The 12669-nt window shown below is 42.1% G+C and carries 11 protein-coding genes; 3 read left to right on the forward strand and 8 right to left on the reverse strand.

The genetic code is table 11. The features are described from left to right. Nucleotides 1-84: 84 nt before the first annotated feature. Both AOC03_RS10245 and AOC03_RS10250 read right to left on the reverse strand, forming a co-directional pair. Nucleotides 85-483, reverse strand: a complete 399-nt coding sequence (locus AOC03_RS10245) for a hypothetical protein (protein WP_062535700.1) — start codon at nt 481-483, stop codon at nt 85-87. Between the two features lie 110 nt (nt 484-593). After that, entirely contained in the window at nt 594-1391 is a 798-nt protein-coding gene (locus AOC03_RS10250) for an enoyl-CoA hydratase/isomerase family protein (RefSeq protein WP_062535702.1), read from the reverse strand. A 263-nt stretch (nt 1392-1654) separates the two neighbouring features. Between AOC03_RS10250 and AOC03_RS10255 the strand changes: the two genes are divergently transcribed. Beyond that, nucleotides 1655-2467 (forward strand): alpha/beta fold hydrolase, encoded by an 813-nt coding sequence (locus tag AOC03_RS10255; RefSeq protein ID WP_062535704.1) that lies wholly within the window; start codon nt 1655-1657, stop codon nt 2465-2467. Between the two features lie 82 nt (nt 2468-2549). On the opposite strand, the gene AOC03_RS10260 is transcribed toward AOC03_RS10255, so the two are convergent. From AOC03_RS10260 to AOC03_RS10275, 4 genes are all read right to left on the reverse strand, one after another. Next, nucleotides 2550-3602 carry an HpcH/HpaI aldolase/citrate lyase family protein gene (locus AOC03_RS10260; protein ID WP_084785842.1) on the reverse strand — a complete coding sequence of 351 codons (1053 nt, stop codon included), beginning with the start codon at nt 3600-3602 and terminating at the stop codon, nt 2550-2552. 66 nt (nt 3603-3668) lie between these two features. Continuing rightward, nucleotides 3669-4856 (reverse strand): cysteine protease StiP domain-containing protein, encoded by a 1188-nt coding sequence (locus tag AOC03_RS10265; protein ID WP_062535706.1) that lies wholly within the window; start codon nt 4854-4856, stop codon nt 3669-3671. Further along, entirely contained in the window at nt 4856-5680 is an 825-nt protein-coding gene (locus tag AOC03_RS10270; RefSeq protein WP_062535708.1) for an HAD hydrolase family protein, read from the reverse strand. The genes AOC03_RS10265 and AOC03_RS10270 overlap by 1 nt, the downstream gene beginning before the upstream one ends. Nucleotides 5681-5710: 30 nt before the next feature. Next, nucleotides 5711-7024, reverse strand: coding sequence for a phosphoribosyltransferase domain-containing protein (locus AOC03_RS10275; RefSeq protein ID WP_062535709.1), 1314 nt, complete (start codon nt 7022-7024; stop codon nt 5711-5713). A 348-nt stretch (nt 7025-7372) separates the two neighbouring features. Here AOC03_RS10275 and AOC03_RS10280 point away from each other — a divergent pair, with 348 nt between their 5' ends. Then, nucleotides 7373-8638, forward strand: a complete 1266-nt coding sequence (locus AOC03_RS10280; RefSeq protein WP_062535711.1) for a RidA family protein — start codon at nt 7373-7375, stop codon at nt 8636-8638. A gap of 240 nt (nt 8639-8878) precedes the next feature. Here the strand turns inward: AOC03_RS10280 and AOC03_RS10285 are convergent, their stop codons facing one another. Beyond that, nucleotides 8879-9997, reverse strand: a complete 1119-nt coding sequence (locus AOC03_RS10285) for an NYN domain-containing protein (protein ID WP_062535713.1) — start codon at nt 9995-9997, stop codon at nt 8879-8881. Between the two features lie 28 nt (nt 9998-10025). Continuing rightward, on the reverse strand, nt 10026-11183 hold the full coding sequence (locus AOC03_RS10290; RefSeq protein WP_420480439.1) for an ATP-grasp domain-containing protein: 1158 nt from the start codon (nt 11181-11183) through the stop codon (nt 10026-10028). A 214-nt stretch (nt 11184-11397) separates the two neighbouring features. On the opposite strand from AOC03_RS10290, the gene AOC03_RS10295 reads away from it, so the two are divergent. After that, entirely contained in the window at nt 11398-12639 is a 1242-nt protein-coding gene (locus AOC03_RS10295; RefSeq protein ID WP_062535715.1) for a TerD family protein, read from the forward strand. Nucleotides 12640-12669: the final 30 nt, after the last annotated feature.

A 12669-nucleotide genomic window follows, 5' to 3' on the forward strand; every position in this document is an offset into this window, starting at 1 on the left:
CTAAAAAGTCTGTTATTCAATAAGGTATGGCGCAATCATCTTAAGAAGTAATCGGCTGCCATAGATTATTGAGGATAAGGTCGTTTATTCTGAGCGAATATATGTAAAGACCAACTTATCTGTTGTTAATCTGCCATTAGGAATGCAGCCAGCATCGTAGCTGTTACGCGTTCCGATGAGTACTACTCTTGGTCCACTGTAAACGTTGCCACTAACCTTGTAAGGAAGGCTGTAATCACAATACTTTGAAAACACGCGTGCCGTACCGTAATATTTATCGCCTTTTTTATAGCCATCAAACAATACATCGCCTTGTGTAATGCCTGCTTTTTGCATTCTCACCGATGGATATTCATAAGTAAAAATACGTTGGCTGCCATAGTCTTGTAAGCGCATGGTAGAGCCGTTATGATCCCAAAAAGAATCTGCTATAGCTGTTGATGTTAATAATAGTAAAGAAAAGCTCAGAAGAATCTTGTTCATAAACTGCCTTGTTTTAAATCCATGGATAAATAGCAAATAATGATAAAAATACGCTGATAAGGTAATGTCATCTGTCCGCATATTAACATAGGACTATAACGTTAATATTTTTATTTACCTACATAAATCGGCTTCCGTTTTTCCATGAACGCCGTAATTCCTTCTTTAAAATCCTCAGTTTGCGCCATCATCGTTTGTTGATTGACTTCCATATCCAGCGCTTCGTTGAGCCCCATAAACGCATGGGTATTAATCATGTGCTTCATCGAGGCGAGTGCTTTTGCTGGTAGATTACTGAGACGAGTCGCTAAGGCGTGTACGCTAACATCCAAATCTTCACTACTGACGACCTCATTCACCAAATTTAAGCGCGCCATGTCTTCCGCTGTTAATTTATCACCCAGCATTACCAGTTCGGTCGTCTTTGCTGCGCCAATAAGTTGATTCAATAGATAAATACCACCCGCATCAGGTATCAGCCCAATATTTACAAACGCTTGCACAAATTTTGCATTATCAGCGGCAATACGAAAGTCACAAGTCAATGCCAGATTCATACCTGCACCTGCGACTGCACCTTCTAGTTTGGCAATAATTGGCTTGTGAATATTACGCAGCTTTAGGCTAATCTCAGCAACCTCAGATACCATAAAATGGATTTTGTCAGCAAGTGCTTCACTTTCCATCCCGTTTTCTAGCATCTCGCCGATATGACCACCACTAGAAAAGTGATTACCCGCACCTTGTAAAACAATGACGTGTACTTGCTCATCGGCATCCGCTTGATTCAATGCTTCCATCATGGCATTTTTAAGTGAGGTGCTAAAGGCATTAAGAGTTTTAGGGTCATTCATGGTGATGGTAGCAATATAGTTGTCGGTTTGATAATCGATTAGAGACGATGTCATGATATTGTCCTTATAAACACGATAATTCAGTAGTAATTACTATAGCAGTTTGAAGTAATTATAAAAGGCGATTTCGTGGGCGCTAAAGATACGCTTCAATAATGTCATTAGTGAGTAGGCGGTGACGGGCTTTAAAATAAGCCTATGAAAACCAATCCTTGTGATTTATGCTGAAGAATAGACGTGAGTCGCAAAGATTTACCAAGTAATACGTGCATTTTTTGATGGCTGTTTTTTGATAGCTGTCCAACAAGGAAGTAGTGATGCCTCATATTCAAGTTAATAATATTGATATTTATTATGAAGACAGTGCACCAAACGATATGCAAAAACCCGTGATGGTATTCGCGCATGGGCTGCTCTGGAGTACACGCATGTATGATAAACAGGTTGCTTACTTTAAAGAGGCGTATCGCTGTATCACTTTTGATTTTCGTGGACAAGGGCAGTCGCAGATTACCAAGTCTGGCTATGATATGGATACGTTGACGGAAGATACCATCGCCTTATTGACCACACTAGATATTGAACAGTGTCATTTTGTGGGCTTGTCCATGGGTGGATTTATCGCGCAGCGTATGGCGATTCGTTATCCTGAGTGTTTGCTATCCTTGATTTTAATAGGCACTTCTGCTGATCCTGAAGATCCTAGAACGGCGCCGCGTTATCGTAAACTTCTCAGTGCGATTCGTTGGTTAGGTATGAGGCGAGTGAGTAAAAAAGTGCTACCAATTATGTTTGGCAATAGTTTTTTGCAAGACAAAACACGCATAGGGGAATGTAAGGAATGGCTAGCCCAACTACAAAATAATCATAAATTTGGGGTGGCGAAAGCGACGATGGGTGTGATTGAACGTCAAGGTATCTATGAGCAGTTGGGGAATATTACCTTACCTACCTTGATAGTCGTTGGTGATGAGGATATGGCAACGCCTTATCCAAAATCTGAGCGTATGCATTTCGCGATTAAAGGCTCAAAGCTGGCGATTATTAAGGGCGCTGGGCATACGGCAACCGTCGAAGAACCAGAACAAGTGAATACCGTGATTAGTCATTTCTTAACAAATTGTGTTTAACTTTCAGGCTTAACAAAAAAGCCGTTATCTTAATGGATAGCGGCTTTTTATATTAAATATGTATGGCATGAATGCTCAGGTTTTATAGCAACGGTTTATAGTCACTATTGCCATCATTTATCGTACCAAATACCTCGGCTCGATTGACGATTTCATTCGCCCAAGCGCGATGGGTGGCAGGTTCTAGCATAGTGTTATTATACTTAAACACCGCTTTTGCTTCACTGTGCAAGATGGCTTGCGCTTCGTCCAACATACTTAGTGGCACGCAATAGGCTTGTTGTACTAAGGCAATTTGACTCGGATGAATGACGGTTTTACCGACCAATCCTAAGCTCACATCACGGGTTAGCTCTTGCATAAACAGCATTGGCTGATCCAAATACTCAAAGACAGGCGCGGTCAAATAAAAGCCATGCGGTACAAAGCAACCGAGCAGTTGATACGCAAGCGTGCCAATCGGGGTATCATAAATAATACTGTCTTTAGGACGGCGTAAACGTAGCTCAGCAAATAAGTCATTACCGCCAATACGTAGCGCAAAAATAGGCTGACTAAAGGCTTCTTTAAAGGCAATCGCCAATTCTTGATTGTGATGCGGATTGAATAGCGCCGCAGTCTCTAAGGTTGGCATCAATAATTGGTCAGTATTCAGATTTTGACAGGATAAGCGCCAATTAGACAGGCTATACATATCAACTTTGGGCATCACAAAACCATCAAGCAAATCGATGTTGTCAAAGTCCGCTAACTGCTGAAGCATCAACGGATTACGTGGACGCACAAAAACTAACGGACGAGTTGGCTGAGTATGCGTCTCGGTTGGGTTCGAGGGCGTATTAATACTGTTGACATGCGATGCCCACGTATTAAGCAACTCCTGCAATCTCGTGAGCGCCAGTTCCACATCATTATGACTGACAGCATCTTCAAGACAAATAATAATACTATTAATCGTTGGTAACTTATCGCGTTTAATCACTTGCCAGATATCTTGCCGAGTGGCAGGCATGTATAGGCTTGCACCCAGCTGATAAGGATGATACATGTGCGGTTTAACCATGGCATGACGTTCAGTAATGAGGTGCGCGTAAGACTGGGTGTTTTGGTAAAGCGTAGCTGGTGTATCTAGCATAGTAGGCATCATAAATAGTGAGGAATAAGAAATAAAAGTATAATAGCGATGCACTTATCGACGCTGTTAATTGTTGGTGTTGCGCTGTTTAATAATCGTAACCGCTTGATAGGGGAGTATTTTAGCACCTAACATAACCATATTAATATCTCTCTCGGCACATAAATGCCGCAATAAAGCAGTATCGGGATGATTATTGTCCGCCAGTAATACGCATTCAGGATCACGGCGTAATATCGCCCGCGTTGCCTCAGCAATGGTCGGCTTAATACGATTGCGATTAGTAATTTGATAGCGCGTTGCTAGCATGTCAATGATGGGTTTGGTGCTATAACGCGGCTGTTTAAAGGTTGGTAATTGCTCAGGTAATGCCGTTAATTGTTGTCGAGCCGCATCAATATGATTAACGAACGCCAAGCTGTGATCACCGTCTACTAAGTCATCATAAAACACACTACGATGTAGCCCTTCTTGCGGCGCTGTATATAAGCTACGTGAGATTAATCCCGATACCGTACTGTTAAGCAATCCTGATGGAATCAACCAATCGTCTTCACTTGCCGCAAGCCAAGCAACGCCTGCGGGATCGGCAAGAGTGAGAAGTGGAATAACACCAATTCCTTGATGAAAGATATTGGCATAATTTGGATGATTAGGATCACTAAATAGCGCAAGACTGGTTGCCAATTCTTGATAAATCGCCCCTTTACCCGTCCAGCCATCGACAAAGACAATTGGGCTATTTGGATGCGTCTTCAAAATCATTTGCAATGCTACTGGATCAAGCCCACGATCACGAATGATGCTTATACCATAATGCGCGCTTGGCAGTGCATAGGTGCTATTTTTATCTGCCAAAGCACGTTGTAATAACACGCCAACAGGCAAGCCTGCACGTACTAAGCTCACCAATACCAAAGGGCGTTCGCTATTCACGCTGGCATTAAATAACTGATGTAATGAATACGCAAGATTGGCAATATCATGAGCCGCTCGTGGTGTCCCTTGTACTAAGGCTTGCTCATATAGGTGCTCGTGTATGGCACTTGGTGCGCCCTCTAAGGTAATCATATCTGAATAATGGCGCTGACCACTTTGGATTAACGCCTCCTTTTGCGCAACAGGCACATCGGCAACCACATTTTTATCGACCATATCAAGCAGCACCGTCACATCACTGCCAAGGTAACTGCCTGAACCAAATCCACTTAAGGTAAGTTGCTCTGGGTTAATAGCTGGATTTATAGGATTCATTAGGCGTGCCACGTTTGAAGTTGTGAATGTAATTGACCGCGACTCGGCATACCATACCAGTCTAATAGTTGCAGAAAAGGTAAGTCTGCCAAGCTATCACCAAAGCCAAAACTGGGTCGCTGATTATCTAAATGATGCGCTAATAAAAACTGTACGGCATGTTGCTTATGAACAGCGTGCGGCAGTATCGCTAAATTATTCGCATTCACATGCACATAAAAATGCGTATCAAAATCCGGAATCAATATCGGTAATTGCTTGGCTAATGACTCCAACGCTTGATGATCTTTTTTTGCATGTTTAATCGCCAAATAAATGACTAATTCTTTATTATGAAAGCAGTCAGTATGCATCGTAAATATTAAATCATTATGACCGTTATCATTCTGTGCACGATGTTCAGAGATTAGCTGAATGAGCTGATTTAACTTATCTTGTAGAGGGTAGAGTTGCTCACTCATTTTTTGCTGCCAGTCACTAAGCGGCTGACCATTTGGCATTAAAATAACTGCGCCATGAGTCAATACTTGCCAACTGTCAAACGGTAATTTGACCCGTTTAATTTCAGAGGTATCACGAGCGGTGACTGCAATCAATTCGGTGCTGGCAAGTAGCCAATTAAAGAATGCAGCTTGACGTTGGCTCATAAAACTTAATGGCTCGCCTTGTTTATTAACCGTCGCGCACACTAAGTGTTCAGGTTCAGCGGTTGGTAACTCCCAAGCATCAATCTTGCGCTGCGTTTGAAATAGTGTGTCGTCCAAATCCATTAAGGCATAAGGCTTGATGATATTGGAATTAGGCTGAAAAAAAGTAGTCGTCATAGGATTGTCCGTACGCCATAAATGTATATTTTATAATAGAATTGACGAGGCAGGACTCACCACCAACACATTATCTAACTCTGCCCACATGGCATCAACGCTATCCGCAGGGGTTTCCACACACAGGACAATCAAATCCCAGTCGCTAGGCTCGACGTTATAAACAAAGTTGGTCATGCCTAGACCATAATTATCGGTAAAGCTCAGCATGTTATGAATCGCGCCACCAAGCGCAATCGGTGAACGGGTTAACGCACTAAATTTAACAGTGCTGTTAATGCTATCTATATTCGTGTTTTGCTCTAGCCATTCGGCTAATAAAAACGGCAACCAAACAAACTCATTACTGCCCAATACCAAGATTCTTTTTGGCAACTGCTCTTTATCAACTGCTGCTTGTCGACTAAAACGTGTAAAGGCAGTTTGGAAGCTCGCGAGATAATTATCAAAACCATTTGTGCTATCAAGGGTTGGAAAACGTCCCCAATGACCCGTAGATAAAATAGGCTGCGAACCTGCCGCTGTGGTATCAACTGATGGCATAATAATTGGCTCAGGATTGGGTGCATCCGTCCACTGCCAAGCGCCAGATAGTAAATGGTGGCGATGAAAGTCGATATCTGGTAAGTGCTCAGATAAAGCGTCATCCATGCCTGCCTGACCTAATGACCAATCGACCAACGTCGTTAGATGAACGTGCTCTAATTGCGTCAATCCTGCATCACGTAAGGCGCTAACCACATTGATACAAGTGTTACCGGTTGAGGCTTCATCATCGACCATAATTAGCGTTTTACTGGCGAGTAATTGCGCTTGGGTAACGCTATCGGCACTTTGATATATCAGATGTTGGCTGGCATGACTGTGGTCTTCGCTAAAAGTGGTGAGCAAAGTGTTTTTATTGTCCTCATCGTGCTGCGCGTGACGAGTAGAATTTAGTAATATCGCTTGTGGATAGCGAGTTTGCAAGGCTTGATGGACACCAGCCGACAGACCAACCGCAGTTTCTGCCATACCAATCACTAAAATAGGCTCAGATAAATGATTGGGCACTAAATTTGCCAAATCAGTAAAAGCCTGACGCATGGTAATGGGTGCAATAGGGATATGCCGACCGAGCACTTTTGATACAAATAAAAATGCCCGTTTTGGATTGATACGTTGTGCAAAATCTAACAAGTCTGCTAATTGATAAGGTTGGACGTCGGTATCTAGGTTGTGCTTGTCATTGACGCGTTTGGTTGCTGCATTTATCTGATACGTTAGGGCAAGCGTACCACGAGGTAGGGTGATGGCGCATTGATGTAAATGATCAGCGGTAGCGTCATTGTAAGTCTCAGTCATCGTGTCGATGTATCCCATGTTTAAATTTTTTTGTATATTACTATTAATTGCCGCGATTTTATCACAACCACAACCGTGACGTTTTACTGTTATTGCACTTACTTTGATGAATTAAAATATCTTCTTATGCTTTGTTTTACTTATCCCAAACCAAGTTTATTAGTAGGTATATGAATGGCTATTATGGTAAAGTTATCTACCATTAGTGGCGGTTTTTTAGCTTCAATGGTCTCGTCTCAAAATAAGTAGTGCGAGAAAAAAGCAGTTCCAAAAAAACAGTATCAAACCAAAAGCCACACTCACCCAAAAGCGATATAACAATAAATATTAAATAGGACTTATCTGCGCATGACTACTATCATTGTAAAAGCATCCAGAAACACGGACAGTGCCCCAAAGAGCTTACTATCAACCCAAACGGTGGCGTTTTCTCATTATAACCATCTCTCCAGTCAATTACCTATTGACCCAACAACAAACGAAGTCGTCGCAGGTGATATAAGCGCGCAGGCAACCCAGTGTCTAGACAATATCAAAGCCATCGCCCATAGCATCGATCATGTCATGGATGATGTCGTCAAAATAACGATATTCCTAAAAAATATCGCTGATATTGCCGCTGTAGATGCAGTTTATGCTAACTTTTTCCAAAGCTATCTGCCTACACGTACGGTGCTATCCGTAGCCGCGCTACCTATGGATAAGGCATTGATACAAATAGACGCTATCATTTCAAATGGTGAAGGTACGCATCCGCAAGCACCTTGTGAGCTGATAAAAGTAGCAAATAACACGGACAATGCCCCAAAAACATCCGTGTCAACGCAAACGGTCGCGTTTTCTCATTACAATAATATTTCAGCGCAATTGCCTATCGACCCTAACACCGGTAGCTTAGTGACTGGGTGCGTCAAAGAGCAGACCAGACAGTGCCTAAAAAATATCAAGGCTATTTTAGAGAGTATCGATGTGCCTGTTGATGATATTGTCAAAGTAAATATCTATTTAACAGACCTTGCAAATACGGATGCTGTCAATGAAGTTTACACGACCTTTTTCCCAGATTCAGCGATTGCTAGAACGGTAGGCTATATGCCGGCACGAACTGTCAGTGCGGCGTCAGCGTTACCGATGGATGCGTTAGTACAGATTGATGTTGTGGTATCGCACGGCGATGGCACGCCTCCGCAAGCCGTTGAAGACAGACATGGCATCGTTATAAAAGCCAACAATACCACAAACGCCCCAAAAAATTCGCTGTCAACGCAAACCGTTGCGTTTTCTCATTATAATAATATCTCAGCGCAATTGCCTATCAGTCCTGTATCAGGCGAGATAGTTGCAGGCGATATAACGGCACAAGCAACGCAGTGCTTAGACAATATCAAAGCGATAGTAGAGAGTATTAATCATGTCATGGACGATGTCGTTAAAGTAACGATTCAACTTAAAAATATTGCTGATATTGCTGCGGTAAATAATATTTATGCGAGCTTCTTTAACAGTGATTTACCTGCCAGAACGGTCATTGGGGTGTCCGCTATTCCGATGGATGCTTTAATACAAATTGATGCGGTGCTTTCTAATGCTGAAGGTACGCCACCGGCATTGTAATGGTTGTTTAAGGACTTGAAGGCGAGCCACTTAATAAGACGATTAGATACTTTTTACTTTTCATGACAGATGTTTTTGAGTAGGATGATAAAAGGGTGCTAATAGCTGAAACTATTAGCGCCCTTTTTATTGGCTTACTTTATCCTTAAATTCGCCGTGTCAGCTGCTGCATTCATGTTGGTTATAGGCATTAATTAGCGTTGTCGCTATGGCTATAATTTTTTGCTCAGTGACCACTAATTATGATGTTTTTTGGCGCACATAAAGAGCGGAGTTTACCGTTTTTGTTTCAAACAAACTGATTTTTTTGATAATAGCGGGAAGTTTAGTGTAACCATAATATTGTGGGGTAAAATCGGGATAATGTGCCATCATGGCTTGGCGAACTGCGCCAAAGTTTACCCAGCGTCCGGCTTCCATTTTAGGGTTGTTATTAATAGCAGCACGTAGGCTGTTCAATAGTTTCGTATCACATTTTAGCCGCTGTTCATCCCATGCTTTGCTTGCTTGTTGCGGATTAGCTTTGGCAATTATGGTGGTCTTAGCCGCTTCTTTTATCTTAATAGACAAGCTCTTATTGACTTGGCGTACTTCATATACGTCTAACGCTATCATCAAATCCGAAAACTTCTTATAGCCGTATTTCCCCCATTTTACATTTTGATGATGTTGGTTGATTTGACTGGCAATATAAGACAAATGTGACCAGCCTTTATCAGACTTTGGATTTTCTGTTGTCAGTTTATTTAAGATACTAATCAAGTGTGTTTGGGTTTTTAATTGCTTGGTTGTCCAACGTTTGGACGTATCGGTGGTTGGTGGGATTGCGACTGGTATTTTAACTCGTTTGGGCGTTACTAAATTATTTTGAGCAGAGTTTTTTTTGGGTATTGCTACAGTTTTCTTTGGTATGGGCGGTAACGGTAATAAGTCCTCAACATAATAAAAATTATCACAGGCTTGAAAAAAAGCCTTAACCGTAATTTTTTTACCAAAGCCAAAAACGTTTACATGATTTTTGCGGATACGCAGCGCCAAAGCAGTAAAATCACTATCACTAGAAATCAGACAAAAGCAGTCGTATTGGTTGCTATACAGCAAATCCATCGCGTCAATAACCATGCCAATATCGGTCGTATTCTTACCGGTGACATAGGCAAATTGTTGTATGGGATTTAAGGTATGGGTTAGCAGTGCTTCTCGCCATCCTTGAATATGGGCGTTACCCCAATCGCCATAGATATTTTTGCAAGTGATACATCCAAAGCTTTCTATTTTTTTTAAAATATCACCAATTGTATGAGCAGAAGTGTTATCAGCATCGATAAGTACGGCGATGTTCTTGAACGTAGCTGTCATGACACTCCTTAGTGCTTTGTTTAACCTATTAAAGCTTGGCACTCATCATGATAGAACGCACCTGACAGGGCGTAATTTGTTTAATAATATTTTCTAGTTTTGGCTTAGCCGTCAACCCTAGCCAATAAGCAAAGCCGACTTGCGTTAAGTCGACACCGCTATGAGTGGTATAACCAATGCCACCAGAGGGACGACTATTGATTTCAAGCACACGGTGATTGCCATCATCGTCAGCTTTGGTCTGTACGCTGACAATGCCATCACAGCCAAACGCTTTAATTAAGGGAATAACCACTGCCATAACCGATTCGTCATAGCCGATATGTTGAATTTTACCCGTTTTATGGCGGGTGATGGCGGCTAACACGTCACCATATTCACACACTACGTCGATAGAATATTCCTGCCCCGATAAATACGGCATTAATAGCATCGGAACGGGCTGCTCCTGCATCATTTGGCTGTTGCTATAAGCATTAATAAACTGCGTGGTGCTTATTTTTTTATCTTCTGTGAAGTATAAATGCTCAAAGCTATCATAGCGCTCATCTGTATCTTTACCAGTATCCAATCGCCAAAACCCTTGCGCAAAAATGCCAGTCACCGGCTTCACGCATAGTGGCTGATGGTCATGTTCAGCAAGTAAGGCAGTTAGCTCGGCGGTATTATCAAAACGCCAGCTTTGGGCGACTGGAATATTATGCGCGTGACAGTGCTGCATAAACGCAAATTTATCATCAATACTTTCTAAGGCGGACACGCTAGTAGCGCCAGTTAATAAGCGAATACCGGCGGCAGAAAATGCCTCACGATGGGCTTCATAGTCGCGACTGTTACGACCTGTGAGCAAGACTTTAACGTTATTTTGCTTGGCATTTTCTAATACAAATTGCCAGCGCGGCATAACTGCTTCAAGGTACTGTTCAAGGATAGGCTCATCTTCATCATCAACGATATCATTATTAGCCATAGTATTGGCTGGCTCATAATACACGTTATCCGCAAACTCAAAAATTTCTGGACGCTCTTGGCGATGTGAGGCAATAACGTTAAAAGGAGTGGGAAATTGTGCTTTTAATAATTGTAGGCTTTTGAGCATATCGCGCTGGCTAGATTGACCTTCAGCCAACCATGCTGCCACGTCAACTTGAAGGTTGCTATGAGTATTGTTATCGTTATTCATCATTCTCTCAGTACCTACGTTATTTATTTTATTATTTACTGTTTTATATCACCGCCATTATATACAAATGCAGCCGGATATAAATGCTTAACGATAACTTGCATACCGGTTCGCTGCAATTATTTTGCTAGATGAGCTCGTTAAGCAATAGTAGACATTCGTGCTACTATACGCTGTGCACCACGATAAAAAATAATATGAATGATAAGGATAAACTATGAGCCAAACCTTGATTGCCGGAGCCAATGCACCTTTACCGAATGACAATATTAGCATTCGTATTATGAGTCAGAACGCTATTGACTGTGCCGCCTATCGTTTGACTACCGATGGACGGGTGCGCGGTGATGGTGATATGATTTTTTATGGTCAGACCCGCAGCGATGATGGCAATGTCAGCTTTCGCGGTCATGATAGCGATGGTTTTTTTGATATCAATCTACCTGCACAGCCTGTGAATATTGATAAAATTGCGCTCGCATTTTCAAGCGATCAACCCCTTGCGCAGATTGGCGATGTTGACATTCAAGTCATGCGAGGCAATCAAGTGTTACTCAGTTGTCAGCTCAGTGCGACAGGGCGCAGTGAAAAAGCCATTATTTTAGCAGAATGCTATCGTCGGCAGGGCAGTTGGAAGTTTCGCTTTATTGCCCAAGGTTTTGATGGCGGACTGAAACCGTTATCCGAACATTTTGGCGTTGAGATTGCCGATGATGTACCCACACAGGCTAATCCCGTTGCCGCTATCAATACCCAAAAACCTATCAATACTCAAAAAGCAGGCAGTCCACCACCGATTCCCACAGCTAACACAAAAGCTTCTTCAGTTAATTTAAGCAAAATTACCTTAACTAAAAATCAATCCAGTATTAATCTTAAAAAGCGTGATGACTTCGGCAAAATATCGGTCAACCTCAATTGGAACCAAAAGCCAAATATCGACAAACAAGCGCCCAAAAAAGGCTTGTTATCTGATTTATTTAAATCGCATAGTGCTGGCGGCATTGATTTAGATGTAGGGGCGATGATTCATCTTAAAACTGGTGAGAAAACACTGATTCAAGCATTGGGTAATCGCTTTGGCAGCTTATCATCAGCGCCTTACGTGTATTTGCGCGCCGATGATAGAACGGGGCAGACCAGTGGCGGAGAATGGCTCGATATTAATGGTCAACAATGGGCGCAAATTGAGGAAATATTTATCTTTGCTTTCATCTATGAAGGCGCACCGAATTGGGCGCAAACCGATGGTGTGGTCACCATTCATGTCCCTGAGCAGCCACCGATTGAGACACGCTTAACTGAAGGCGCAGGCAATTTACCTATGTGTGCAATTGCGCGCTTAGTCAATCAAAATGGCAGCATCAATGTTGAACGTATTAATGAATATTTTAAAGGTCATCAAGAAATGGACAAAGCCTTTAACTGGGGCTTTAGCTGGAAGCGGGGTAGTAAATAGGTATTTTATTCTAAATTAGTAGGTCTGATA

It is taken from the genome of Psychrobacter urativorans (genome assembly GCF_001298525.1).
Classification (GTDB): domain Bacteria; phylum Pseudomonadota; class Gammaproteobacteria; order Pseudomonadales; family Moraxellaceae; genus Psychrobacter; species Psychrobacter urativorans_A.

What these genes read in the sequence shown, in the direction of transcription:
- AOC03_RS10245 (WP_062535700.1), bottom strand. Translation starts at nt 483, where the DNA reads ATGAACAAGATTCTTCTGAGCTTTTCTTTACTATTATTAACATCAACA.
- AOC03_RS10250 (WP_062535702.1), bottom strand. Translation starts at nt 1,391, where the DNA reads ATGACATCGTCTCTAATCGATTATCAAACCGACAACTATATTGCTACC.
- AOC03_RS10255 (WP_062535704.1), top strand. Translation starts at nt 1,655, where the DNA reads ATGCCTCATATTCAAGTTAATAATATTGATATTTATTATGAAGACAGT.
- AOC03_RS10260 (WP_084785842.1), bottom strand. Translation starts at nt 3,602, where the DNA reads ATGCTAGATACACCAGCTACGCTTTACCAAAACACCCAGTCTTACGCG.
- AOC03_RS10265 (WP_062535706.1), bottom strand. Translation starts at nt 4,856, where the DNA reads ATGAATCCTATAAATCCAGCTATTAACCCAGAGCAACTTACCTTAAGT.
- AOC03_RS10270 (WP_062535708.1), bottom strand. Translation starts at nt 5,680, where the DNA reads ATGACGACTACTTTTTTTCAGCCTAATTCCAATATCATCAAGCCTTAT.
- AOC03_RS10275 (WP_062535709.1), bottom strand. Translation starts at nt 7,024, where the DNA reads ATGACTGAGACTTACAATGACGCTACCGCTGATCATTTACATCAATGC.
- AOC03_RS10280 (WP_062535711.1), top strand. Translation starts at nt 7,373, where the DNA reads ATGACTACTATCATTGTAAAAGCATCCAGAAACACGGACAGTGCCCCA.
- AOC03_RS10285 (WP_062535713.1), bottom strand. Translation starts at nt 9,997, where the DNA reads ATGACAGCTACGTTCAAGAACATCGCCGTACTTATCGATGCTGATAAC.
- AOC03_RS10290 (WP_420480439.1), bottom strand. Translation starts at nt 11,183, where the DNA reads ATGATGAATAACGATAACAATACTCATAGCAACCTTCAAGTTGACGTG.
- AOC03_RS10295 (WP_062535715.1), top strand. Translation starts at nt 11,398, where the DNA reads ATGAGCCAAACCTTGATTGCCGGAGCCAATGCACCTTTACCGAATGAC.